A 25,076-nucleotide genomic window follows, 5' to 3' on the forward strand; every position below is an offset into this window, starting at 1 on the left:
AAAGCCCCCCAATAATGGGAGGCTTAAATAATTATTATGGGATAATCAACAGAGCCATATTCAGCAACAAACAGTGTATTACCACTTTGTATTATGAATATTTTCGGCATCATTGAGTGAGTTCCCTTAGACAAATTGCCGGGAATTATACTCTTAAGATAAATTAGCGCAAGCGTTTGCGTTGCTAAGCTTGATTCTTATCAATTACACACCATTATGCGCCTAGCGTTGCTACCATCACCGCCTTAATCGTGTGCATGCGGTTTTCAGCTTCATCGAAGACAATCGAGTATTCAGATTCAAAAACATCGTTGGTCACTTCCAAACCATTTAAACCGTATTTATCGGCGATCTCTTTACCAATCGTGGTTTGGTCATCATGGAAAGCGGGTAGGCAGTGCATAAATTTCACATTGCTATTTTCGGTCGCCTCAATCATAGCCTTGTTGACTTGATAGGGTTTCATTAGCTTAATGCGTTCTTCCCAAGCAGAAGCGGATTCACCCATCGAAACCCAAACATCCGTGTACAAGAAGTCACAGCCTTTAACTCCTGACGTGACATCGTCAGTAAGCGTGATGCTTGCTCCGGTTTTCTCGGCAATCGCCAAGCATTCATTAACCAGTGATTGTTCCGGCCAGAAAGCTTTGGGCGCGACCAATCGAATATCCATTCCCATCTTTGCCGCGCCAACCATAAGAGAGTTCCCCATGTTATTGCGAGCATCGCCAAGATAAGCAAAAGAGAGTTGGTTAAGTTGCTTACCCTGTCCGTGTTCTAGCATGGTTAAAAAGTCGGCCAGAATTTGGGTAGGGTGAAATTCATCGGTCAGACCATTCCAAACAGGCACGCCAGCATGAGCACCGAGTTCTTCAACAATAGATTGACCAAAACCGCGGTATTCAATGCCATCGTACATTCGACCTAATACGCGAGCGGTGTCTTTCATTGACTCTTTATGACCGATTTGCGAACCAGATGGACCAATATAAGAGACTTGTGCGCCTTGATCGAAAGCGGCGACTTCGAAAGCACAGCGAGTTCGTGTCGAGGCTTTTTCAAATATCAACGCAATGTTTTTACCGACTAATCGTTTCTGCTCAGTACCCGCATATTTAGCCGCTTTCAGTTGCTGAGACAGATCAAGTAAGAACTGGATTTCTTTGGGAGTGAAATCGAGAAGTTTGAGAAAATTTCTATTGCGAAGATTGTAAGCCATCATACATTCCTTTTTGCTAGACTTAGTATGATTTATACATATAAATGCTCTTAATGTGAATATTTATTTTGATTAATTGCCAAAAAAGCCTCATTTAAGAGGCTTTGGTAAATAAATATGTCATAATCCGTCGCGTTCAATCGGACAACTCATGCAACGAGCGCCGCCTCGTCCTCGTCCTAACTCATTACCAGGAATGGTGAGAACTTCGATGCCCGCCTTATCATATTTTTCGTTGGTGTAAACGTTACGCTCATAGCCAATGACGACACCCGGTTTTACGGTGAGCACATTATTGGCGTCGTTCCATTGTTCCCGTTCGGCTTCATAGTTATCCCCACCCGTTGTGATGATCTTAAGGTGATCGAGGTTGAGTGCCGACTCCAACGCATTGAGATAACTGGGGAGTTTCTCCACCTTCATATGATCATTTGCGGCTGGAGTTAAACGCCAAGTATCAAGTTTACTGCTGATGATCTCTGGGTAGACAGAGAAAGTGTCAACATCCATGTGTGTCATGACCGTATCAAGGTGCATACAGGAACGGTGTTTAGGAAGATCAATCGCGATTACCTGAGACGCTTGCTTAGTTCGGAACAAACTGGCCGCGAGGTTTTCTACGCCTTGTGGCGTGGTGCGCTCAGAGATACCAATTAATACCGCACCGTTACCAATTACGAGCACATCCCCGCCTTCGATATTGGCATTGTCGTAGTGCAGATCATCATCACCGAAGTAGTTGATAAAGTCTTGTCCGGCGAATGTCGGATGCCAGCGGTAGATCGCTCTTAGATGATTAGTCTCTCTTTGTCTTGCGGGTTTCATCATCGGATTTAATGAGACACCATTATACAGCCAGCAAGAAGTATCTCGGGTGAACAGATGATTAGGCAGTGGCTCAATCACAAAGTCGAGAGGTCGACTCATTTTTTGCAAAATGGACGGCGTTTTGATGGGAAGCTCAGAGTAAGCCAAACCACCTAACAGTATGGTCGCAAGATGCTCATTGTCCATCTCTGCGAGATACAGCCTCAACTCTTCGGCAAAAATAGGACCATAGCGAAAGTCAGAAATCTGGGTGTTAAGCAACCACTCTCTTGCTTCTTTGACGGCTAATGTTTCTACCAGTAGATCGTGCAGCAGCAAGACCTCGACATCTTGCTGACGCAGAGTGTCAGCAAACACATCATGTTCCTCTCCAGCCGCTTCAACGGCCAGTACATCATCAAACAGTAGTTCATGACAGTTTGATGGGGTGAGATGCGTGAGGGCTCTTTCTGGACGATTCAGTAGAACTCGGCGTAACTGTCCGACTTCTGATCCAACGTACAACTTACTCATTGTGATTCCTTTCAACTTTGGGTAGCCGTATTTATGACAAGCTTGGGGTTAAGTTGCAAGCGAGCCACTAGGGTGAAACTGACGGTTATGGAGAGATATCGCAGGGATATTTAGCATGCAAATATCAAGATTCAGTCCTATTCACTGCCTTATTGTATTGAAAGGTAATGTTTTTACTTTGACTTAATATGCACAGAAGTGACAAAAATCCAGCAGATAAACCCTGAACAATAATGAATAAATAGGCAGAAATAGGCGGTATGATTAGTGAGAAAACAAAAAACTAAGCAAAATCGAGACATGAATTAAAAGATGACAACTTGTGACGAGGTAAATAGTTTTTCTCTAGACAGTTTCCAAATACAGCGGCTCGTGAATCGGCTTGCCATCGGACGGAATTAAGAAAGTGTTAAAAGGTTCTTAGTGTGATCTAAGTCACTTTTTGGGTGTGTGACTATTTGTCATGTTGCGAGGTGCATGATTTGAGCAACGGGGGAAACAGCAAATAATGTTGGGAAACATCTTATTGGGATCTTTCGATTTATAGAGAGTTACCGTATCATTCACAGCGTTAACCTAATTTTAGCTGGAGCACATTTATGTCTCAACAAGATGAGTATCTAACCGTTGAACAATTGATCGAGATTCAGAAAGAAGATACTCGTGATATTATTCAAGCCTTAATTGAAGATGGCAGCGATCCAGATGCGCTATATGAGATCGAACACCACTTGTTTGCTGAAGACTTTGATCGACTTGAAAAAGCGGTAGTTGAAGCATTCAAAATGGGCTTTGAGGTGTTAGAAGCCGAAGAGACAGAAGACGAAGACGGCAATAAACTGCTTTGTTGTGACGCGACAATGGAGTCAGCTCTTAATCCTGAGCAGATTGATGCTCAAGTTGAAAAACTGGTTCAATTAGCAGAAAAGTACGACATCATCTACGATGGCTGGGGTACTTATTATGAAGGTGAAGATGCTATCTATGACGATTCTGATGAGGATGATGAAGAGTAATCTCGCTCTTAATACATTCATCGCTATAGCATGAAATTTGAAGGTCAGTATTACTGGCCTTTTTTGTTATCTGTGAAGCGATTTTGTTGTCTATCTTTCTGTTGATGATTTCACTATACTCTGAAAAATTGATCTAAATCATCTAATTCAATGAGATTAAACCTGCAAGGATTGTGGCAACTGTCGCCACTGACTGACCTATCGATTCCCCAAGATGACCTGCAACTCCCCGGAGCAATCAGCCAAGTTTTGCCTAAGCATTTATCAGAACAAATGATCGCCGAGCAGGAGTGGCATTTGATGCACGACTTTGAACTGACCCAACAGCAGTTCGCGGCTTCAGCTATTGATATTGTATTGTCCGCTGTGAGTGGGTACTCACAAATAAGAATTAATGGACGCGCTGTTATGGACTGTGATGGCAAGCACCAACGATATCGAAAAGAGATAAAAGGCTATCTGCAACTCGGCTTAAACCGTATCGAAATACTTTTTCTTGAGCAGGACGAAGAGGACTTGCTGCTTGATGAGGAGAGTGTTTCTTCACACTGCTCTTTGGTCAATCAGGCGCAGACGGAAGGGACGGTGTTGGGGATTTGGGACATGCCGTATCTGCAGTTTATTCCTCATACTCGCCTCGAACACATTACGATGCAACAAATCTGGCATCATGGTGGTGGCTGCGAGTTTAAAGTGGATGTCTATTTTCAAACCTATCGCGCCGGTTTAGTGTCAGCGACCATTAAATTTGATGGCGTCAGTTTTACATTACCCGTGGATGTGCGTTGCGATAAGGTCTCAGCTCTGTTTCAGATTGAAGCGCCACTGGTGAATGCGTCGGATAAGCCTTATCAGTTGGATGTGATGTTAGATGGGCAGAGTGAGTCTGTGGATGTGGTACTGGATCCACAGACCAACGTGCAGCACTGCGTGGTGTAACTTGTGACCTAACTAAAGCAGTTGCTTCAAGCGATAGAGTTCGTTTAACGCTTCTCTCGGACTGAGGTTATCAGGATCAATCTGTGATAATGCCTGCTCAACCTCGCTCGGCTCAGGGATCAAACTCAGCTGATTGGCGGTATCGACTTCTCCTTGAGGCTCTGTATGAGTCGGTAACTGTTCCAACTGGGTCAATTTTTGGCGTGCATTTTTGATGACGGTTTTAGGAACACCGGCTAATCCCGCCACTGCGAGACCATAAGATTTGCTTGCTGCTCCCTCTTGCACGGCATGCATAAAGGCGATGGTGTCGCCATGCTCAACAGCATCAAGGTGAACATTCGCCAGAGTTGGGTATTGGCTTGGCAATTCGGTAAGCTCAAAGTAGTGAGTAGCAAACAGCGTCATAGCACCAATTTTAGTCGCTAACCATTGTGCACTTGCCCACGCCAGAGACAGACCATCGTAGGTACTGGTGCCGCGACCAATTTCATCCATCAACACCAGACTGTTCTCTGTGGCATTGTGCAAGATGTTGGCGGTTTCCGTCATTTCAACCATAAAGGTTGAGCGCCCCGATGCCAGATCATCCGAAGCACCAATGCGGGTGAAGATACGGTCGATAAGTCCAATTTCGGCACTCTCTGCCGGAACATAACAACCAATATGAGCCATCAGAGCAATAAGCGCAGTTTGACGCATATAAGTCGATTTACCCCCCATGTTAGGACCGGTGATAATCAGCATTTTTCGCTGAGGATTTAGAGCAATCGGGTTAGCAATAAAGGGTTCATTGGTGACTTGTTCAACCACAGGGTGGCGACCCGCCTGAATATTTACCATAGGCGCTTCAGTGAGTTGCGGACGGCAATAGTCTAAACTGTCTGCTCGTTCAGCTAGGTTTTGTAGCACGTCGAGCTGCGAAAGCGCAGACGCTAGGTTTTGTAGTGTCTCTAATTCCGGCAGCAACAGATCAAAGAGTTGTTCCCAGAGTTGCTTCTCTAATGCCAATGCCTTGGAGCGAGAGTTAAGCACCTTATCTTCATGCTTTTTAAGTTCAGGAATGATATAGCGCTCGGCATTTTTGAGCGTTTGACGACGAATATAATGCGCTGGAACAAGGTGGCTTTGACCTCGGCTCACCTGAATATAAAAGCCGTGGACATTGTTGTAACCGACTTTAAGCGTGTCGATATCGTGACGCTCTCTCTCGTCTCGCTCTAGCTGTTCAAGGTATTCGGTTGCCCCATTGGCTAGGTTGCGCCACTCATCCAGTTCTGCGTTGTAGCCATCGGCCATGACGCCGCCATCGCGAATGACAACGGGAGGATTCTCTTTGATCGCTCGCTCAAGCAATTCACAGGTTTGAACCATTGGAGCGGTAAACTTGGCCAGTTTTAGTAAATAAGGGTGCTCGACGGATTGCAATGACTGAGATAACTCAGGCAGCTGCTGCATTGCATTGCGCAGACGTGCCATATCTCGAGGTCTTGCGCTGCGTAGCGCTAATCGAGCCACAATACGCTCGATATCACCAATCTGTTTGAGTACTGGCGCTAATTCCGTGAACAGCGCATGCTGCTTTAATTCGCTGATCGCATCAAGACGGAAATTGAGGGTTTTAAGACAGCGCATTGGCTGATGAATCCAGCGCTTCAGCATGCGGCTACCCATTGCTGTTGCGGTGTGATCTAATACCTCTGAGAGAGTGTTATCTTGACCGCCAGAGAGATTTTGCGTCAGTTCTAAATTGCGTCTTGTTGCGGCATCTAAGATAACCGACTGGTCTTGGCTGACTAAGGTCAAAGAACGAATATGAGGCAGGGCAGTACGTTGCGTGTCTTTAACGTATTGAATCAAGCAGCCAGCGGCACAAAGACCCAAATGACATTTTTCCACCCCAAAGCCAACCAGATCTTTGGTTCCAAACTGCTGATTGAGCTGTTGTTTGGCGGTATCTAATTCAAATTCCCATACTGGACGGCGACGATTACCGTTGCGACTCTCCATTAGATCGACGGGTTCAAAATCTTCAGGAAATAGAAGCTCCTTTGGGGCTGTGCGTTGTAATTCCGCTAGCATCGCTTCGTGGGTTTCTGGCTCGCAAAGTTGGAAGCGACCCGAAGTAATATCGAGCGTGGCGTAGCCGAATTGACCATTGTGATGATAAATGGCAGCAATCAGGTTATCGATACGTTCTGACAATAAGGCTTCGTCAGACACCGTTCCGGGGGTAACAATACGCACGACTTTGCGTTCCACCGGTCCTTTGCTGGTGGCAGGATCGCCAATTTGCTCACAGATAGCGACCGATTCCCCCAACTGAACTAATTTGGCTAGGTAACCTTCAACTGCGTGATAAGGCACACCTGCCATCGGAATCGGTTCACCGGCGGAAGCGCCTCGTTTAGTTAATGAAATATCGAGCAACGCCGAAGCGCGCTTGGCGTCATCGTAAAACAACTCATAAAAATCCCCCATGCGATAAAACAGCAGAATATCGGGATTCTCTGCCTTTAGTTTTAGATATTGCTGCATCATCGGGGTATGTTTTTGTTCGCTTTTCATCACAATCTTACGGCCAGTGTCTTAGTGGGCATAAGGATACGTGAAACCGAACAATGCGAAAAGAGTTAGGGTAAAAGTTGCGAGTAGCTGGCAAAATATTGTTATGCTGAAACGGACACAAAGGAGAGTTCAATGCACAACATTCAACAATTGAGTGAAGCTCTGGGGCAGCTGCTGCGTGAGAGTCAGTATGTACTAACTACGGCGGAATCATGCACGGGTGGCGGTATCGCGACAGCGATCACGGATATCGCAGGCAGCTCTGCGTGGTTTGACCGTTCATTTGTGACTTACAGCAACGAGGCTAAAATGGAAATGTTGGGTGTACAGTTGAGCACCCTAGAGACGGTCGGTGCGGTCAGCGAACAGACCGTGATAGAGATGGCACAAGGTGCGTTGAAGTATTCTCATGCCACTCACTCGATTGCGATCAGTGGTATTGCCGGACCGGGGGGAGGCACAGATGATAAGCCAGTAGGAACCGTTTGTTTTGCTTGGGCGGATAAAGCGGACTGGCAGCAGGTCGAGACTTGTTTGTTTTTGGGCGATAGAAGTGCAGTCAGACAACAGGCAATCATGCATGCCTTACTTGTGTTGTACAGACAGCTAACGGAAGAAGTGGATTTGTCTCACTAATAAAAATAAAATTTTCACACAGGTATGGACACTGTATGAATCAACAGTATAATGATTGCCAAGTTGCGGTATTAGCTCAACACGACACCGCTAAGCAATTTGCAATCGAATTTAGAATTTAGCATGTTATCCAAGCTGGGTAATTTTGGAGAAAGTAATGGATGAGAATAAACAGAAAGCGTTAGCCGCTGCACTGGGTCAGATTGAAAAGCAATTTGGTAAGGGTTCTATTATGCGCCTTGGTGATAACCGCACCATGGACGTAGAAACCATCTCAACCGGCTCTCTTTCTTTAGATATCGCGCTGGGTGCAGGCGGTCTGCCGATGGGTCGTATCGTTGAGGTTTATGGTCCAGAATCATCAGGTAAAACGACGCTAACTCTTGAGTTGATTGCGGCAGCGCAACGTGAAGGTAAAACTTGTGCCTTTATCGATGCTGAACACGCACTGGATCCTATCTATGCTAAGAAACTGGGTGTGGATATTGACGCTCTATTGGTTTCTCAGCCAGATACTGGTGAACAAGCGCTTGAAATCTGTGATGCGCTTGCTCGTTCAGGTGCTATTGATGTTATGGTTATCGACTCGGTTGCGGCTCTGACACCAAAAGCTGAAATTGAAGGCGAGATGGGTGATAGCCACATGGGTCTGCAAGCACGTATGCTTTCTCAAGCAATGCGTAAGCTAACGGGTAACCTAAAGCAGTCTAACTGTATGTGTATCTTCATCAACCAAATCCGTATGAAGATTGGTGTGATGTTTGGTAACCCAGAAACCACGACGGGCGGTAACGCACTTAAATTCTACGCTTCTGTTCGTCTAGACATCCGTCGTACCGGTGCTATCAAGAGCGGTGATGAGGTTGTCGGCAACGAAACCCGTATCAAAGTGGTTAAGAACAAGATTGCAGCACCATTTAAAGAAGCGCACACACAGATCATGTACGGTGCAGGCTTTAACCGTGAAGGCGAGTTGATTGACCTAGGCGTGAAGCACAAGCTTGTTGAAAAGTCAGGTGCTTGGTATAGCTATAATGGCGACAAGATTGGTCAAGGTAAAGCGAACGCAAGTAAGTACTTACTAGAGAACCCAGAGATCTCTTCAACTATCGATAAAAAACTTCGTGAAATGCTACTGACTCCAGAGACGCTAGAAGAGCCAGAAGCGGGTGAAGCGCCAGCAGAAGAAGAGTTCTAAATTCAAATTGTCATGAACGACCGTTTCTGACACTAAGTATATAAAAGCCCTGCAATGCAGGGCTTTGTTGTATCCAAGACTGACAGGTTTTTTGCTTATGTATTCTCGCAAACCACCGACGCTTTCTGTCAAGGAAGCCGCGATAGCACTCTTAAGTCGCCGTGACCATGGTGAATATGAATTGCAGCAGAAGCTGCAACTCAAAGGTTATGATGACACAGAGATCGACTCAGCCATCATATTCTGTAAGGAGTGCAATTATCTTGATGACCTTCGTTATGCTAAAAGCCAAGTGCGTCAGCATATCTACAAAGGGCACGGTGAACGTCGCATCAGACAGGAGCTTAACCAAAAAAGAGTCACGGAATCGGTGGTGGATACAGCGATGGCTGAAGAAGCCACCGATTGGTTTGAATTAGCCAAATTGACTGCGGAAAAAAAGTTCAAAGCGGGTAAAGCGAAAGAGCCTAAAGAGTACGCAAAGCAGGTGCGCTTTTTGCAGTATCGAGGCTACAGTTTTGAGCAGATCAGCTACGCTTTAAATGCATTGAATGGGGAGCTTGAGTAACCGCACCACAGGTTGAAAAGGCGATTATGGTCAATTTTTTCGGCTTTTGTGCCTTTTTTATCAGAATACTAGGCGAATCCTTATTCATGAGGTTACAATACGTCCCCAAAATCTAACTCGAATTATTTCAGGAAGAGCTGCATGTACATGAGCACAGACGAGGTTCGCAACGCGTTCCTTAAGTTCTTTGAGAGCAAAGGGCACCAAATCGTAGACAGTTCATCGTTGGTTCCACACGATGACCCAACTCTGCTTTTCACTAACGCCGGTATGAACCAGTTTAAAGACTGTTTCCTTGGTCTTGAAAAGCGTAACTACACTCGTGCCACCACAGCACAGCGTTGTGTTCGCGCTGGTGGTAAGCATAACGATTTAGAAAACGTTGGCTTTACTGCTCGTCACCATACTTTCTTTGAGATGCTGGGTAACTTCAGCTTTGGTGATTATTTTAAAGAAGATGCCATCAGCTTTGCCTGGGAATTTTTAACCGTCGTTCTAAAGCTACCGACAGAGCGTCTGTTGGTGACCGTATACGAAACCGATGATGAAGCGTTCGAGATCTGGAACAAACAAGTGGGTGTTCCTGCGGATCGCATTATTCGTATCGGTGACAAGGAAGGCGGCAAGCCATACGAGTCAGATAACTTCTGGCAAATGGGCGACACCGGTCCTTGCGGTCCTTGTACCGAAATTTTCTATGATCATGGTGATCACATCTGGGGCGGCCGTCCAGGCACGCCGGAAGAAGATGGCGACCGCTTTATCGAGATCTGGAACAACGTATTTATGCAGTTCAACCGTCACGCTGACGGTACTATGGAGCCGCTTCCGAAACCTTCGGTAGATACTGGCATGGGTATTGAGCGTATTTCTGCCATCATGCAGGGCGTACACTCAAACTACGAAATCGATGTATTCCAAGCATTAATCAAAGCGGCAGCAGACGTTATCGGTTATGAAGACCTTTCAAACCAATCTTTGCGCGTGATTGCCGACCATATTCGTTCATGCTCATTTCTTATTGTTGATGGTGTTATGCCATCGAACGAAGGTCGTGGTTATGTACTTCGCCGCATTATTCGTCGTGCAGTCCGTCATGGTAATAAGTTGGGTGCGCAAGGCTCATTCTTCTACAAACTGGTTGGTCAGTTAGCGGCAGTGATGGGTACGGCGGGCGAAGAGCTTAAGAAGCAGCAAGCTGTGGTAGAGAAAGTGCTACGCATCGAAGAAGAAAACTTCGGTCGCACTCTTGAGCGCGGCATGACGATCCTTTCTGAAGCACTAGATAGCTTAGGCGAGCAAAAAACACTGGATGGTGAAACAGTATTCAAACTTTATGATACATATGGTTTCCCAGCAGATTTAACCAACGACGTTGCTCGTGAGCGCGGTTTCGCGATTGATGAGCAGGGCTTTGAAAAAGCGATGGAAGCTCAGCGTCAGCGAGCGCGTGAAGCTGGTCAGTTTGGTACCGACTACAATGCAGTAATCAAGGTTGATGCACAGACTGAGTTCTGCGGTTACACCGGTACACAAGGTCAAAGCTCTGTGGCGGCTCTTTTTGTTGAAGGCGCAGAGGTTGAAGCACTATCGGCAGGCGATAAGGCGATTGTGGTACTGGATGAAACGCCATTCTATGCAGAATCGGGTGGTCAATGTGGCGACGCGGGCGTACTAAAAACCAATGCGGGTCTATTCAAAGTCGTTGACACTCAGAAGCTAGGTAACGCGATTGCTCACCATGGTGAATTGGTTGAGGGCGTGCTAGCTAACAATGATAACGTTGAAGCGATGGTCGATGCAGAGCGCCGCGCAGCGATTTCTCTCAACCACTCGGCGACCCACTTGTTGCACGCCGCATTGCGTCAAGTGCTTGGTGAACACGTCACTCAGAAAGGCTCTCTAGTAAGACCTGAAAACCTACGTTTTGACTTCTCGCACCTTGAAGCAATGACCAAGGCAGAAATCAAAGAGGTTGAGCGTCTAGTGAATGCTCAAATTCGAACCAACCACGTTATTCAAACCGAGTTGATGGACATTGAGTCTGCAAAAGCGAAAGGCGCGATGGCGCTATTCGGTGAGAAGTATGACGATGAAGTTCGCGTACTCTCTATGGGTGAGTTCTCCACCGAGCTTTGTGGTGGTATCCACGCGAGCAACACGGGCGACATCGGTCTATTCAAGATCACATCGGAAGGTGGTATTGCTGCGGGTATCCGTCGAATCGAAGCGGTAACGGGCGATGCTGCGCTTGATGCGATTGAGACCCAAGTGGCTGAATTTGAAGCTAAGATTGGTGATGCAGCCAATAAAGCCAAAGCGCTTGAGAAAGAGAACCAACAACTGAAAGAGAAGTTAGCTAACGTCGCAAGTGCTAACATCATGGGTAAAGTAGAGCAAATCAATGGCACTAAAGTGCTTGTTGCTGCTCTTGATGGCGCAGATAGTAAGAACCTGCGTACCATGATTGACAATGCCAAGAACCAAATGGGTAGCGGTATTGCACTGATTGCCAACGTTGCTGATGGTAAAATTGGTCTCATCGCGGGTGTGACCAAAGACCTAACCAGTAAGGTAAAAGCAGGCGATCTAGTTAAGATGGTAGCTGAACAAGTCGGCGGTAAAGGTGGCGGTCGTCCAGATATGGCTCAAGCGGGCGGTACTGACGTTGAAGCGTTGCCTGACGCCCTTAAGTCTGTTAGCGCTTGGTTAGAAGAACGTTTGTAATTTAAGCGATAGATAATCAGTGCCCAGTCAATTTCGGTTGATTGGGCATTGTTACTTTTAAGCCGAATAAAAATGAATGACCTAGGCTAAAAGTAGACGTTGCGCAGCAATATTGATGTTGTTGCATGTTTTTGAACTGACAGTTATTACACTGTCTTAGGAAGGTGAAGACTGGTGAAAAGACCACTAATCGTACAAAAATTCGGAGGTACCTCCGTTGGTTCTGTCGAGCGAATTGAAAATGTCGCAGAACATGTGATTAGAGCAAAGTACTCTGGCAAACAAGTGGTCGTCGTTGTGTCGGCGATGTCGGGAGAGACTAATAGATTGATGGCGCTTGCCAAACAGGTCGATAAGGTCCCCAATGCGAGAGAATTAGATGTGCTACTTTCTGCTGGTGAGCAAGTTTCCATGGCTTTGCTGGCAATGACGCTGGACCGTATGGGGCATAAAGCCGTGTCATTAACAGGCGCACAAGCTGGAATCAAAACTAACCGCATCCATAATGATGCAACGATTAGTGATATTGACACTCAAGCGATAGAACACTATCTGCAACAAGATCAGATTGTTATTGTGGCTGGCTTTCAGGGCATCAATGACCTTGGGGATATTACAACCCTTGGAAGAGGCGGCTCTGATACCACGGCCGTGACATTGGCTGGTGCGCTCAAAGCTGAAGAATGTCAAATATTTACCGATGTCGATGGCGTTTATAGTTGCGATCCGAGAGTGGTTAGCAATGCCAAACGGATAGCGCAAATTGATTATCCCACTATGGAAGAGATGGCGCGAAAAGGGGCAAAGGTTCTGCATTTACCTTGCGTTCAATATGCACGAAACAATCGGGTTCCAGTGCGTGTTGTGTCGAGTTTCACTGAGGGCAGTGGAACATTAGTGTGTGGCGAATCGGTCTGTACGGGCTTAACGGGGATCGCGATTCAAAAAGACCTCGTTGCCATTGGCGTTGCCGCAGCACAAGTGGAATCCGTTGATAAACAATGCAAGATGCTAGGCATTGAGAGTTATTGGTTAACGCAAGCCAATCAAAATGAGCTGTTAATCAAAGCCGAACACAGTGACAAGCTAAAATTGGTGATTGAAGATAAGATCACCCAAGAGCAACAAGTAGGCTTGTTGACGTTAGTGGGAACCAAAGCGCGCGAGCAAGTGTCACATTATCAACAACTTCTCAAATTTTCTGATATATCTGTTCTACACTTCTTTGAAGATGAGCACTCAATTAGCTTAGTGTTGACCCCTAGTACTATCGATAGGGCAGCAAATCTTCTACATGACGGTCACATTATCAATGATGGTGCCTTATCTCGTGAAGAAAAACAGGTATATTTAGGTTAAATTTTCTTATAATACTGTTTACGAAAATATAACTTTTAGTGGATAATAGCTTTCGTAGCAAGATAAATACAGAATACTCAAGGAGCAACAGAATGCTAATTTTGACTCGCCGTGTTGGTGAAACGCTAATGATTGGTGACGAAGTCACAGTCACTGTTCTAGGTGTAAAAGGAAACCAAGTTCGTATCGGTGTTAATGCACCTAAAGAAGTATCGGTTCACCGTGAAGAAATCTACATGCGCATTCAAGCGGAAAAAGGTAATGGGAACGTTGCACCAGGCAACTACTAATTACCATCGATTAGACTGGCCAATATGCCGGTCTTTTTTATGTCTAAAAATCGTCATTATCCTGTGACAAAAAGACAAAATTATTCATTGAAAGCTATGATTAAATGGCACTTTGGTCAATTTGCCAACGTTTAGTCCGTTTTTTACTAATTTTGCCAAGAAAAGGTTTGACTTATTTTTCGTAAATCGTAATATGTGCCTCCGCAAGACGGTGAGGTGGCCGAGAGGCTGAAGGCGCTCCCCTGCTAAGGGAGTATACGGTTTGTAGCCGTATCGAGGGTTCGAATCCCTCCTTCACCGCCATTCTTGCGATGTGTTGTATAACACGCTTCTTTGACAACAAAGAAAAATGCGCGCTCGTAGCTCAGCTGGATAGAGTACCTGGCTACGAACCAGGCGGTCGAAGGTTCGAATCCTTCCGAGCGCGCCATTCCTTTTAGGAATATGCGGTGAGGTGGCCGAGAGGCTGAAGGCGCTCCCCTGCTAAGGGAGTATACGGTTTGTAGCCGTATCGAGGGTTCGAATCCCTCCCTCACCGCCATTTATTGACCTTTGGGTCATTTTTTTGTTCAAAAAGAAATATTGTGTGATATGCTTCACAACCTTGCGCGCTCGTAGCTCAGCTGGATAGAGTACCTGGCTACGAACCAGGCGGTCGAAGGTTCGAATCCTTCCGAGCGCGCCATTCTTTACTTTGTAAGAATTAAGGGTAATGCCCTATATTGTCCTAGGATGATGTAAAAACTTGTTGCGCGCTCGTAGCTCAGCTGGATAGAGTACCTGGCTACGAACCAGGCGGTCGAAGGTTCGAATCCTTCCGAGCGCGCCATTCTTTACTTAGTAAGATTTATGGGTAATGCCCAGTATGACCTTAGGGTGATACAAAATTTGTTGCGCGCTCGTAGCTCAGCTGGATAGAGTACCTGGCTACGAACCAGGCGGTCGAAGGTTCGAATCCTTCCGAGCGCGCCATCATTCGACATTAAGATAGTTTGGCATTGTCAGCGATCTTAGGGTCACACAAAATTTATTGCGCGCTCGTAGCTCAGCTGGATAGAGTACCTGGCTACGAACCAGGCGGTCGAAGGTTCGAATCCTTCCGAGCGCGCCATTCTTCCGACATTAAGATACATTGGCATCGCCAGCGATCTTAGGGTCACACAAAATTTGTTGCGCGCTCGTAGCTCAGCTGGATAGAGTACCTGGCTACGAACCAGGCGGTCGAAGGTTCGAATCCTTCCGAGCGCGCCATTATTTAAAACCTTGCTTATCGAGCAAGGTTTTTTTATGCCTGCTGTTTTCTCTTTCCTTATATTTACTCTATGACGTAGTGGTATTATTAACCATCTCTCAGTTTTTTAGATGATTTTTGATATCGTACTATTAGTTTGCTGCTAATAGTCGTTTGTCGCTGATAATAGCTTGCTGCCAATAGTAGTTTGCCGCCAATAGCTTGATGCAAATAACTTGATGCAAATAGCTTGATGCCGACGGGGAAGGGCTCGCCGAGCTTGTGATCCTCTTATGCATCTTGGGGTGTATTTAATAGTGTCAAACTGTCGTATTCATCAAAAAAATTGAACTTACCGTGTTAACAAGCAGGGTGAGATATCAAACAAAATTGACAAACATTCAACAATCGAGATAATCCTAGGTCTGTTTTTGCACAACAGCATAAGAAATTAGGAAATATCGAGTTACTGTTCACATTGGTAGCATCAGTAGTATTATCGATATGTTGACTTGTCAGGATGACAAAGAAAGGAAGCAATATGACCAATATAGGAAGCCTGTTGGGCGATGCCGCTGCTTTGATGGTAACTGGTATGGCAGTGGTATTTGTGTTCCTCACGATCCTCGTTTATCTCGTTCGCTTGATGTCTAAGCTTGTGCCCGCAGAAGCACCGCAAAACATCCCCGTTCCCACAACGATAAAATCTAAGCCAGCCTCTTCAAGTCAGGTTAGTCCACAGGTCGTTGCTGCTATCTCAGCGGCTGTACATCAGCATAGAAAAGCTGCGATTAAGTAAGTAGACAGAGTTTAGGTAAAAGGAGTTTATGAGTATGTCTAAGCCACTCGCGATTACAGATGTGGTTCTTCGTGATGCCCATCAGTCATTATTTGCCACGAGAATGCGCATCGAGGATATGTTGCCTATAGCAGCAGAACTCGACAAAATCGGTTATTGGTCACTAGAAACATGGGGAGGCGCTACCTTTGACGCCTGTATCCGCTTTTTGGGAGAAGACCCATGGGAGCGTTTACGTGAGCTGAAAAAAGCCATGCCTAACACGCCGATGCAGATGCTGCTGCGTGGCCAAAATCTACTGGGTTATCGTCACTATGCCGATGACGTGGTCGAAAAATTTGTTGAGCGTGCTCATGCCAATGGTATGGACGTATTCCGTATCTTTGATGCGATGAATGATGTACGCAACTTCCAGACCGCGGTAAAAGCAGCAGTGGATGTCGGCGCGCACGCGCAGGGCACACTCTCTTATACCACCAGTCCCGTTCACAATACGCAAACCTGGGTAGACCTCGCTAAGCGACTTGAAGACCTTGGCTGCCACTCGCTTTGTATCAAAGATATGTCAGGTCTGTTGAAGCCTTATGAAGCAGAAGAACTGATTTCCAAGATTAAGTCGTCTTGTGAGGTGCCTCTAGCTCTTCACTGCCATGCGACTACAGGTCTTTCAACTGCCACCGCCGTTAAAGCGGTCGAAGCTGGCGTTGATATTCTTGATACCGCTATCTCGTCTATGAGTCAGACCTATGGTCACACGCCAACAGAAACGGTGGTGGCGATGTTAGAGGGCACTGAACGAGATACCAATCTAAAGCTCGAGCAGATCGAACCTATCGCCGCCTACTTCCGTGAAGTGCGTAAGAAATACGCCAAGTGGGAAGGTCAGCTAAAAGGGGTTGATTCTCGAATCCTGATTGCTCAAGTTCCAGGTGGCATGTTGACCAATATGGAAGGTCAGCTAAAAGAGCAAGGTGCCGCTGATCGTATTGATGAAGTATTGCTAGAGATCCCGAAAGTTCGCAAAGATCTTGGCTACATTCCTCTAGTGACGCCAACCTCACAAATTGTCGGCACTCAAGCGGTGATTAACGTCCTAACGGGTGAGCGCTATAAGAGCATCACCAAAGAGACCGCAGGTGTACTGAAAGGTGAATACGGTACTGCGCCAGCCCCTGTCAATGCAGAGTTGCAAGCGAAGGTATTGGACGGTGCTGAGCCAATTACGGTTCGACCTGCTGATCTGTTGCAGTCTGAGTTAAATACGCTGACGGATGACTTACTGACTAAAGCGAAAGTAGATGGCATTTCACTGGCTCAAGATACCGTTGATGATGTGTTGACCTATGCGCTGTTCCCACAAGTCGGTCTTAAATTCCTTAAGAATCGTCATAACCCAGAGGCATTTGAGCCGGCACCAACAGCGACACCTGCTGTAGAATCTGCACCTGCTCCTGTTGCAGCAAGTGGTTCAATTGAAGCCTACAGCGTGAAAGTCGATGGTCAGGTATACGATGTTGAGGTGGGTCCTAGGGGCGAACTGACATCGGTAACCCCTGCAACAGCATCGGCGGCTAGTGCGCCCGTAGCTTCTGTAGCCGCGGCAGATGTCGCTTCAGTGGCTGCGCCATTGGCAGGTAACATCTTTAAAGTTCATGTGGTGAATGGTGCGCAAGTTCAAGAGGGCGATGTACTGCTTATCCTTGAAGCGATGAAGATGGAGACGGAAGTCCGCGCTGCACACAGTGGTATTGTTCATGATGTACACGTTAAAGAGGGTGACGCCGTTGTCGTTGGTGCACCTCTCGTCAGTTTAGCGTAAGGGAGTACCATGGAAGGATTGATGATCTTATGGTCAGAGACAGGTATTGCCAATTTTAAATTTGGTCAGATCTGTATGATGCTCGTGGGCGTTGTACTGCTGTTTCTTGCGATTAAGAAGGGCTTTGAGCCACTACTGCTATTACCGATTGGATTTGGTGCCATTCTGGCCAATATCCCCAACTCCGGCTTCACGGAACCCGGTGGTCTGCTGTATTACGTTTACTACATAGGGATTGAGTCGGGCGTGTTCCCACTGCTTATCTTTATGGGTGTGGGCGCAATGACAGACTTTGGGGCCTTGATTGCTAACCCGAAAACACTTTGGTTAGGCGCGGCTGCGCAGTTTGGTATCTTTGCCACCCTGTTTGGTGCCATTTTGCTTAACTATGTGCCGGGCATGGAGTTCTCTATGCAGGACGCAGCCTCGATTGCAATTATTGGTGGCGCGGATGGTCCAACGGCGATCTTCCTAGCCAGCCGTCTGTCTCCAGATCTTTTGGGAGCGATTGCGGTTGCCGCCTACAGCTATATGGCTTTGGTTCCTATCATTCAGCCACCGATTATGAAAGCACTCACGACACCTGAAGAGCGCATGATTAAGATGGACCAGCTGCGTGAAGTCAGCAAAGGGGAGAAAGTGATTTTCCCACTTGCGGTATTGCTGATGACCATACTGTTTTTGCCTTCGGCGACGCCATTGGTGGGGATGTTCTGTCTGGGTAATCTTATGCGTGAAGCCGGCGTGGTTGATCGTTTATCCAAGACTGCACAGAATGAGCTGATTAATATCGTAACCATCTTCCTTGGTCTTGGCGTAGGCTCTAAGCTTCAGGCTGAGCAGTTCCTTAACGTGGAGACATTAGGTATTTTGGCGCTTGGCGCGGTAGCGTTCAGTATTGGTACTGGCGCTGGTGTGCTTATGGCGAAACTACTGAACAAGTTCTCGAAAGAAAACATCAACCCACTGATTGGTGCGGCGGGTGTCTCTGCGGTACCGATGGCAGCAAGGGTAGTGAACAAGGTGGGTTTAGACGCTAACCCACAAAACTTCCTATTGATGCATGCGATGGGTCCCAACGTCGCTGGTGTTCTTGGTTCGGCAGTTGCGGCGGGTATCTTGCTTGCCTTAGCGGGATAAACAGCAGGCTCAAACGTTGGATCAAAGTTAACCAACTTAATCCACAATGTGAAAGCAAAACAGAGAGGGAGCTGCGGCTCCCTTTTATTTTTGCCATCATATCGAGGTGACAGGAGGATAACGACAACGAAAGATTTAGTTTCGTTCTCAATTTGGACTCAAATGAAAAATTGACTAGTATTGAGTCAATTAGCGATAAGGATAGTGTGATGAAGTGTGAACAGGTCGTCATTCCAGAGTTTGGAACCGCAGAAGTATTGTCACTGCAACAGATTGAGATCCCAGAGCCGAAAGCTGGGGAAGTGCTGGTTAAGGTAGCATTTGCTTCGGTGAATCCCATTGATGTAAAAACTCGTGCTGGTTTAGGCTGGGCCGCGGCAGAGAATAAAGATAAATTGCCTTGGACCCCAGGTTATGACATCTCTGGTAAAGTCGTCAGCTTGGCGAGCGACTGCAGCCGATTGTCTGCTGGCGACGAGGTCGCCGGTTTTATCGGCTTCCCTTTAAGAGGCGGAGGCTATAGTCAGTATATTTGCGTACCTGAATCTGAACTGACGCGTGTCCCTAACTCTGTGACACTAGAAGCTGCCGCCGCTCTGCCTCTGGCAGGTCAAACCGCAGCGCAAGCGGTGAATAAAGCTCAGGTCAAAGAGGGAGAGCGAGTCCTTATTTTGGCTGGCGCGGGTGGTGTTGGCCATATCGCAGTGCAAATAGCGATAGCGGCAAAAGCGGAAGTGTACACTACCTGCAGTGAGAAAAATCTCGATTATCTGGCGACACTGGGCGCTCATGCGATTAACTATCACTTTGCTCCGGTATCTGAACGATTACAGGACGTGGATGTGCTTATTGATCTTGTCGGAGGCGATGCCGCGTTAGATGCCCTAAAGTGCCTACGTGATGAGGCGAGAGTCATCACTGTCCCTACGATCACGGCTGAACTGATTTGTGACAAAGCTAAGCTACTGGGATTCCAAGCGTCAGGCATGTTGGTTCAGCCCGATATTGAGCAACTGGATACCCTGCTGTATATGGTGGGTGTGGGTTTGCTTAAAACGGAGATCCAACATATTTATCCTTATACACAAGTGACTGAGGCGCATCTGCAACTGGAAACTGGCCGCACACGCGGTAAAGTGCTGCTTGATATGCAATGTTAGAGTCGTTGTCTCACTATTTGGCAGAGTCTTGGTTTGCTGACTCTGCCCTCGCGGTACTATTTGTCTCGGGTTTTTTAAGTGCCACTTTGCTACCTGGTGGCTCAGAAGCGGGACTTATCGCGACGTTGAGTCTCAACCTATATTCTCCTGCTATGGTTATTTTAGTGGCTACCTTAGGTAATACACTGGGTGGCTTAACTAACTATTGGCTGGGAATTTGGTTGCCAAATAAAACTAATAACGAAAAACAGAGTCATAAAGCGATAACGTGGTTACAGCGCTATGGCATCTGGACTTTATTACTGAGTTGGTTGCCCATCATTGGCGACCCGTTGTGTCTTGCTGCGGGTTGGCTACGTTTGAATTTTTGGCCTTGTGCAGTGTTAATTGCGATGGGCAAGGCACTTCGCTACGCGCTACTTACAGCGATTTTTTACGGTTTCTTTTAAGGAGTAATAGATGAAAAGAATCTGGATCGGCATCCTATCCCTTGTCTTCATGTACGGTTGCACCAGTCTCTCATCAACAAATCATGCTTTGCCTGATGGTATCACCCTGATAGAGCAGGTTGACGCCGAGCCGGGCAAGGCGATGATCCCATATTCTAAATATCGTCTTGATAACGGTTTGACGGTGATCTTAACGCCAGATACCTCCGATCCTTTGGTGCATGTCGATGTGACTTACCACGTAGGATCAGCGCGTGAGGAGATCGGCAAGTCAGGCTTTGCGCATTTCTTTGAACATATGATGTTCCAAGGCTCGGAACATGTTGGGGATCAACAACACTTTAAGATCGTCACCGAAGCCGGTGGTTCGTTAAATGGATCAACCACGCGTGATAGAACCAACTACTACCAAACCGTGCCAGCCAATCAGCTAGAAAAAGTGCTCTGGTTGGAAGCGGATAGAATGGGGTTCCTAGTCGGAGCAGTATCGCAAAGAAAGTTTGAGATACAGCGTGATACGGTAAAAAATGAACGTGCCCAAAATTATGATAATCGCCCTTATGGTTTGATGTGGGAACGTATCGGGGAAGCCATGTATCCAGAAGGGCATCCCTATTCATGGCAACCGATCGGCTATGTTGAAGATCTTGATCGTGTCAATGTGAATGATCTTAAAGCGTTTTTCCTACGCTGGTATGGTCCAAATAACGCGGTATTAACCATAGGTGGCGATATTGATAAACAACAGACCTTACAGTGGATCAGCCAATATTTCTCTACCATACCGAAAGGTCCTGAAGTGGATTTCGCACCGAAGCAGCCTGCGGTATTGACTGAGGATCGCTATATCACTTTAGAGGATAGAATCCGACAGCCGATGGTGATCATTGGCTGGCCAACGGATCTTTATCGCGGCGCTCAGGGTCAGGTTGCACTGGATGCGATGGCGGATGCTATTGGTGGCGGCACAAACAGTATTCTCTATCAACAACTGGTCAAAACTCAGAAAGCGCTTGATGCTGGAGCATTCGCTGATTGTAGTGAATTAGCCTGTAATTTTTATCTCTATGCTATGGGTTCCTCGACAGATAAAGAGGGCTTAAGAGAGCTAAACGATCACTTGCTTGATGCTCTAGAGGACTTTTCTCAGCAAGGAATCAGTCAAGAAAAACTGGATCAGATCATCGGTAGCTCAGAAACATCTGCTGTATTCGCATTGCAGAGTGTGCGCGGAAAAGTATCGCAATTGGCGTCGAATGAAACTTTCTTCAATACACCCGATAGACTTCAGCCTCAGTTAGAGCGAATTCGCGCGTTGACGCCTCAAGCGGTCATGGCTCAGTATCAAAAGTATATTGAAGGTAAACCGACCCTCACACTCAGTGTGGTGCCAAAGGGAAGTTCGGATATTGCGGTGCACCCTGCGACTTTTGTGACACCGGCTCGAACTCTACCTGATTATAAGACGATGACAGAGAGCGACTTGGTGTTGCGTCGTGCCGTGGATAACTTTGATCGCAGCGTGATGCCAGAAGTGGCGGAAGCGGTAGAAGCGAAGATCCCCGAACTTTATCGTTTAAATTTTGCCAACGGCAGCCAACTGTTGGGTACGGTTAGCACAGAGACTCCGACCGTAGAAATGCACTTCCGACTGCCTGCTGGTGAACGTTACGTTGCTAAAGGTAAAGAAGGTTTGGCTGGTTTAACCGCTGCGATGATGGAGGAGGGGACAACGTCCGCAACTGTGGAGCAGTTGCAAGCTAAGCTGGATATGCTGGGAAGCCAAGTCAGCATCTCGACTCAGACTTACACCACTCGAATCTCGGTATCCAGTTTATCTACCCATTTACCACAAACCTTGGGAATTATGGCAGATGTTTTGTTTAATCCAGCGATGAAGCAAGAGGATTTTGATCGCATTAAGGCGCAGATGCTCGAAGGTTTGGTGTATCAACAGCAACAGCCAAAATGGATGGCGTCACAGGCAACCAGACAGGTGATGTTTGGTGATAGTGTTTTTGGGCGTTCATCGGACGGTACAAAAGAATCGCTGACATCCATTACTCTTGATGATGTGAAGTCTTTCTATCGCAAGCATTATACGCCAGAATCCGCTCAGGTGGTGGTTGTCGGTGATATCACACCGGAAGAAGTGAATAAGCAACTGGGATTCTGGAGCGCATGGCGTGGGCAAAATGCACCGCTGATTCGTCCTGAAGCGGTCGACGAGGTTGGCGAGTCGTCGCTATATCTGGTGGACAAACCCGGCGCACCACAGAGTATCGTCCGTATGGTTCGTCGAGGTTTACCTTTTGATGCAACAGGTGAGCAGTTTAAGAGCGAGTTAGCCAATTTTAATCTGGCCGGTAATTTTAACAGCCGCATTAACCAAAACTTGCGCGAAGACAAAGGCTACACCTATGGTGCAAGTGGCTACTTTGCTAGCAATAAAGAGGTGGGTATTGTGGTTTTTAATGCTCAAGTTAGAGCCGATGCCACATTAGCCTCAATCCAAGAGTTGATAAAGGAAATGGACAACTACAGCCAAAATGGCATCACTGATGAGGAAATCCAGTTTATGCGTTTGGCCGTTGGACAGCAAGACGCGCTCAGCTATGAAACACCAAGGCAGAAAGCCGGGTTGCTGGCGAGCATGCTTTCCAACGACTTGCCTGCTGACTATTTGAAGGAGCAGAATCAGCTAGTCGCCACGATTGATAAGACCGTGCTTGATGCACTTGCCGCGAAGTGGTTTGATCCTCAAGGGTATCAAGTGATCGTGGTTGGCGATGCCAAGCGTCTAGAGCCTGAGTTGCTAAAGCTCAATATTCCTATCAAGACTCTTGAATTATTTCAATAGAGTGACCATATTGGAGGGACGGATGAAATAGACCGAAATACAGTGATGCACTGTTTAGAATCGGCTTCGTCCTCCCTTTAAAAAAACAAACAACAACCTATAAGCGAATTGCATTGTGACAAATTTTGCGACGCGACTTGAGAGAGTTGCACAGAACCCCTCGATTTTTAAGCAGTATGGGCGTGGTGTCGAGCGCGAGTCATTACGTTACACGGAGAATGGACGCCTAGCGTTGACTCCGCACCCAAAAGCCTTGGGTTCTGCATTAACCAATAGCTATATCACGACGGATTTTTCTGAGTCGCTGCTGGAATTTATTACACCTGTTTCTCACGATGTTGATACCTTAATTGGTCAATTGTCGGATATTCATCATTACACCCAAAGCCACCTTGGTGACGAAAAACTGTGGCCGCTTTCTATGCCATGTTACGTCGCTTCTGAAGAGGATATTGCTCTAGCGCAATATGGCAGCTCGAATTCGGGTCGTATGAAGACGCTTTATAGGCAGGGGCTAAAGCATCGCTATGGCAGCCTGATGCAGATTATTTCTGGTGTGCATTTCAACTTCTCATTCCCAGACACTTTTTGGGATGCGCTGTTTGGTCAGCAAGAGAAGAGTCAACGTCAGGACGCCAAATCGGACGCCTACTTTGGTGTGATTCGAAACTATTACCGCTTCGGTTGGTTGATCCCTTATTTCTTTGGTGCCTCTCCGGCTATCTGTTCCTCTTTCTTGCAAGGCAAGAAGAGTACGCTACCGTTTGAAAATATCGAGCAAACCTTATATCTGCCTCACGCAACGTCGCTTCGCTTAAGTGATCTTGGCTATACCAACAGTGCGCAGAGTTCGCTGAAAATTGGCTTTAACAGTTTAGGGCAATATCTTGAAGGGCTGAATCAAGCGATTCATACCCCTTCACAAGACTTTGCTAAGCTTGGTGTTAAGGTTGACGGTGAATATCGCCAATTGAACGATTATGTATTGCAGATCGAAAATGAGCTTTATGCACCAATTCGACCAAAACGTGTTGCTAAAAGTGGCGAAAAGCCGTCTGAGGCGCTGTGTCGTGGTGGCGTTGAGTATATTGAGGTTCGCTCTCTGGATGTTAACCCGTTCAGCCCGATTGGTATTACTGCCGATCAAGTGCGTTTCTTAGATCTCTTTATTACTTGGTGTGCGCTCAGTGATTCTGATCCTATGGATAACTGTGAGCTAGAGTGTTGGAGACAGAACTGGAACAAGGTGATTGTCGAAGGTCGTAAACCAGGACTAGAGCTGCAAATTGGTTGCCGAGGAGAAGTGCTAGATAGCCAGACTTGGGTTAAACGCGTATTTGTTGAGTTACGCCAAATCGCACAGCAAATGGATGCGGTTCATGGCGGTGATGCATACCAACAAGTTTGCGCTCAGTTAGAGGCGTGGAATGAGAACCCAGAGCTTTCTATTTCAGGTCAACTGCTAGCGCAGACAAAAGCCGCTGGTGGCTTAGGGAATATTGGCAAACAATTAGGCGCAAGCTATCAACAGCACAATTTGTCGCATCAATATTCGACCTACAGCCAAAGTTACCTTGATGACGAGGTGGCGCATTCGTTTGTGGTTCAAAAAGAGATTGAGCAGGCGGATACGGTGAGCTTTGACGATTATCTTGCTAACTACTTTGCTCACCTTAGCTAGGGTTGCACCGCGGTGGTCAGCACACTAGAATCACTTAAATCAAATTAGACGATGAGCTGCCAGTCGGACAGCTCAA

At 46.7% G+C, this 25,076-nt stretch carries 18 protein-coding genes and 8 tRNA genes; 23 read left to right on the top strand and 3 right to left on the bottom strand.

Translation table 11 applies throughout. From position 1 onward, the window contains the following. Positions 1–214 precede the first annotated feature (214 nt). Both argF and arcA read right to left on the bottom strand, forming a co-directional pair. Positions 215–1,219, bottom strand: a complete 1,005-nt coding sequence (gene argF, locus L9Q39_RS02145) for an ornithine carbamoyltransferase (RefSeq protein ID WP_237483489.1) — start codon at positions 1,217–1,219, stop codon at positions 215–217. Positions 1,220–1,339: 120 nt separating this feature from the next. After that, positions 1,340–2,560, bottom strand: a complete 1,221-nt coding sequence (gene arcA / locus L9Q39_RS02150; RefSeq protein WP_237483490.1) for an arginine deiminase — start codon at positions 2,558–2,560, stop codon at positions 1,340–1,342. A gap of 599 nt (positions 2,561–3,159) precedes the next feature. Between arcA and rraB the strand changes: the two genes are divergently transcribed. Then, positions 3,160–3,576, top strand: a complete 417-nt coding sequence (gene rraB / locus L9Q39_RS02155) for a ribonuclease E inhibitor RraB (protein WP_237483491.1) — start codon at positions 3,160–3,162, stop codon at positions 3,574–3,576. A 150-nt stretch (positions 3,577–3,726) separates the two neighbouring features. Then, positions 3,727–4,515 carry a glycosyl hydrolase 2 galactose-binding domain-containing protein gene (locus L9Q39_RS02160; protein ID WP_237483492.1) on the top strand — a complete coding sequence of 263 codons (789 nt, stop codon included), beginning with the start codon at positions 3,727–3,729 and terminating at the stop codon, positions 4,513–4,515. Between the two features lie 12 nt (positions 4,516–4,527). On the opposite strand, the gene mutS is transcribed toward L9Q39_RS02160, so the two are convergent. Further along, positions 4,528–7,083 carry a DNA mismatch repair protein MutS gene (gene mutS, locus L9Q39_RS02165; protein WP_237483493.1) on the bottom strand — a complete coding sequence of 852 codons (2,556 nt, stop codon included), beginning with the start codon at positions 7,081–7,083 and terminating at the stop codon, positions 4,528–4,530. 132 nt (positions 7,084–7,215) lie between these two features. On the opposite strand from mutS, the gene pncC reads away from it, so the two are divergent. The 21 genes from pncC (at position 7,216) to gshA (ending at position 25,000) form a co-directional block, all read left to right on the top strand. Further along, the gene (gene pncC, locus L9Q39_RS02170; protein WP_237483494.1) at positions 7,216–7,719 is read left to right on the top strand and encodes a nicotinamide-nucleotide amidase; all 504 of its coding nucleotides are present in this window, start codon (positions 7,216–7,218) and stop codon (positions 7,717–7,719) included. A gap of 157 nt (positions 7,720–7,876) precedes the next feature. Further along, positions 7,877–8,917, top strand: a complete 1,041-nt coding sequence (gene recA, locus L9Q39_RS02175) for a recombinase RecA (RefSeq protein ID WP_237483495.1) — start codon at positions 7,877–7,879, stop codon at positions 8,915–8,917. A 97-nt stretch (positions 8,918–9,014) separates the two neighbouring features. After that, positions 9,015–9,485: a recombination regulator RecX gene (gene recX, locus L9Q39_RS02180; RefSeq protein ID WP_237483496.1), complete on the top strand. Its 471-nt coding sequence runs from the start codon at positions 9,015–9,017 to the stop codon at positions 9,483–9,485. Between the two features lie 141 nt (positions 9,486–9,626). Further along, positions 9,627–12,212: an alanine--tRNA ligase gene (gene alaS / locus L9Q39_RS02185; RefSeq protein WP_237483497.1), complete on the top strand. Its 2,586-nt coding sequence runs from the start codon at positions 9,627–9,629 to the stop codon at positions 12,210–12,212. A gap of 174 nt (positions 12,213–12,386) precedes the next feature. Then, on the top strand, positions 12,387–13,571 hold the full coding sequence (locus tag L9Q39_RS02190) for an aspartate kinase (RefSeq protein ID WP_237483498.1): 1,185 nt from the start codon (positions 12,387–12,389) through the stop codon (positions 13,569–13,571). Between the two features lie 92 nt (positions 13,572–13,663). Then, positions 13,664–13,861 (top strand): carbon storage regulator CsrA, encoded by a 198-nt coding sequence (gene csrA, locus L9Q39_RS02195; protein ID WP_009847619.1) that lies wholly within the window; start codon positions 13,664–13,666, stop codon positions 13,859–13,861. A 210-nt stretch (positions 13,862–14,071) separates the two neighbouring features. Next, positions 14,072–14,164, top strand: a tRNA-Ser gene (locus L9Q39_RS02200). A 50-nt stretch (positions 14,165–14,214) separates the two neighbouring features. Beyond that, positions 14,215–14,291 (top strand) — tRNA-Arg (locus L9Q39_RS02205). An 18-nt stretch (positions 14,292–14,309) separates the two neighbouring features. Then, positions 14,310–14,402, top strand: a tRNA-Ser gene (locus L9Q39_RS02210). Positions 14,403–14,469: 67 nt separating this feature from the next. Next, a tRNA-Arg gene (locus tag L9Q39_RS02215) sits at positions 14,470–14,546 on the top strand. Positions 14,547–14,613: 67 nt separating this feature from the next. Then, positions 14,614–14,690: transfer RNA gene (locus tag L9Q39_RS02220), tRNA-Arg, on the top strand. Between the two features lie 66 nt (positions 14,691–14,756). Beyond that, positions 14,757–14,833: transfer RNA gene (locus tag L9Q39_RS02225), tRNA-Arg, on the top strand. 62 nt (positions 14,834–14,895) lie between these two features. Beyond that, positions 14,896–14,972 (top strand) — tRNA-Arg (locus L9Q39_RS02230). A gap of 63 nt (positions 14,973–15,035) precedes the next feature. Then, a tRNA-Arg gene (locus L9Q39_RS02235) sits at positions 15,036–15,112 on the top strand. Between the two features lie 521 nt (positions 15,113–15,633). After that, complete coding sequence (locus L9Q39_RS02240; protein WP_237483499.1) at positions 15,634–15,891, top strand: oxaloacetate decarboxylase subunit gamma; 258 nt, start codon at positions 15,634–15,636, stop codon at positions 15,889–15,891. A 34-nt stretch (positions 15,892–15,925) separates the two neighbouring features. Further along, positions 15,926–17,710, top strand: coding sequence for a sodium-extruding oxaloacetate decarboxylase subunit alpha (gene oadA / locus L9Q39_RS02245; protein ID WP_237483500.1), 1,785 nt, complete (start codon positions 15,926–15,928; stop codon positions 17,708–17,710). A 9-nt stretch (positions 17,711–17,719) separates the two neighbouring features. Then, on the top strand, positions 17,720–18,850 hold the full coding sequence (locus L9Q39_RS02250; protein ID WP_237483501.1) for a sodium ion-translocating decarboxylase subunit beta: 1,131 nt from the start codon (positions 17,720–17,722) through the stop codon (positions 18,848–18,850). A 209-nt stretch (positions 18,851–19,059) separates the two neighbouring features. Beyond that, the gene (locus L9Q39_RS02255) at positions 19,060–20,010 is read left to right on the top strand and encodes an NADP-dependent oxidoreductase (RefSeq protein WP_237483502.1); all 951 of its coding nucleotides are present in this window, start codon (positions 19,060–19,062) and stop codon (positions 20,008–20,010) included. Continuing rightward, positions 20,004–20,459, top strand: coding sequence for a YqaA family protein (locus L9Q39_RS02260; protein ID WP_237483503.1), 456 nt, complete (start codon positions 20,004–20,006; stop codon positions 20,457–20,459). The genes L9Q39_RS02255 and L9Q39_RS02260 overlap by 7 nt, the downstream gene beginning before the upstream one ends. 10 nt (positions 20,460–20,469) lie before the next feature. Next, the gene (locus tag L9Q39_RS02265; protein WP_237483504.1) at positions 20,470–23,319 is read left to right on the top strand and encodes a M16 family metallopeptidase; all 2,850 of its coding nucleotides are present in this window, start codon (positions 20,470–20,472) and stop codon (positions 23,317–23,319) included. Between the two features lie 115 nt (positions 23,320–23,434). Then, positions 23,435–25,000, top strand: coding sequence for a glutamate--cysteine ligase (gene gshA / locus L9Q39_RS02270; protein ID WP_237483505.1), 1,566 nt, complete (start codon positions 23,435–23,437; stop codon positions 24,998–25,000). The last annotated feature ends 76 nt before the right edge of the window (positions 25,001–25,076 follow it).

The organism is Vibrio hippocampi (assembly GCF_921292975.1).
In the GTDB taxonomy this organism is placed as follows: Bacteria; Pseudomonadota; Gammaproteobacteria; order Enterobacterales; family Vibrionaceae; genus Vibrio; species Vibrio hippocampi.

Excerpts from the sequence above, each read along its gene's own strand:
- mutS (WP_237483493.1), bottom strand. The coding sequence starts at position 7,083 with ATGAAAAGCGAACAAAAACATACCCCGATGATGCAGCAATATCTAAAA.
- L9Q39_RS02255 (WP_237483502.1), top strand. The coding sequence starts at position 19,060 with ATGAAGTGTGAACAGGTCGTCATTCCAGAGTTTGGAACCGCAGAAGTA.
- L9Q39_RS02260 (WP_237483503.1), top strand. The coding sequence starts at position 20,004 with ATGTTAGAGTCGTTGTCTCACTATTTGGCAGAGTCTTGGTTTGCTGAC.
- argF (WP_237483489.1), bottom strand. The coding sequence starts at position 1,219 with ATGGCTTACAATCTTCGCAATAGAAATTTTCTCAAACTTCTCGATTTC.
- arcA (WP_237483490.1), bottom strand. The coding sequence starts at position 2,560 with ATGAGTAAGTTGTACGTTGGATCAGAAGTCGGACAGTTACGCCGAGTT.
- pncC (WP_237483494.1), top strand. The coding sequence starts at position 7,216 with ATGCACAACATTCAACAATTGAGTGAAGCTCTGGGGCAGCTGCTGCGT.
- L9Q39_RS02240 (WP_237483499.1), top strand. The coding sequence starts at position 15,634 with ATGACCAATATAGGAAGCCTGTTGGGCGATGCCGCTGCTTTGATGGTA.
- L9Q39_RS02250 (WP_237483501.1), top strand. The coding sequence starts at position 17,720 with ATGGAAGGATTGATGATCTTATGGTCAGAGACAGGTATTGCCAATTTT.
- recX (WP_237483496.1), top strand. The coding sequence starts at position 9,015 with ATGTATTCTCGCAAACCACCGACGCTTTCTGTCAAGGAAGCCGCGATA.
- alaS (WP_237483497.1), top strand. The coding sequence starts at position 9,627 with ATGTACATGAGCACAGACGAGGTTCGCAACGCGTTCCTTAAGTTCTTT.
- rraB (WP_237483491.1), top strand. The coding sequence starts at position 3,160 with ATGTCTCAACAAGATGAGTATCTAACCGTTGAACAATTGATCGAGATT.
- L9Q39_RS02160 (WP_237483492.1), top strand. The coding sequence starts at position 3,727 with ATGAGATTAAACCTGCAAGGATTGTGGCAACTGTCGCCACTGACTGAC.
- recA (WP_237483495.1), top strand. The coding sequence starts at position 7,877 with ATGGATGAGAATAAACAGAAAGCGTTAGCCGCTGCACTGGGTCAGATT.
- csrA (WP_009847619.1), top strand. The coding sequence starts at position 13,664 with ATGCTAATTTTGACTCGCCGTGTTGGTGAAACGCTAATGATTGGTGAC.
- L9Q39_RS02265 (WP_237483504.1), top strand. The coding sequence starts at position 20,470 with ATGAAAAGAATCTGGATCGGCATCCTATCCCTTGTCTTCATGTACGGT.
- oadA (WP_237483500.1), top strand. The coding sequence starts at position 15,926 with ATGTCTAAGCCACTCGCGATTACAGATGTGGTTCTTCGTGATGCCCAT.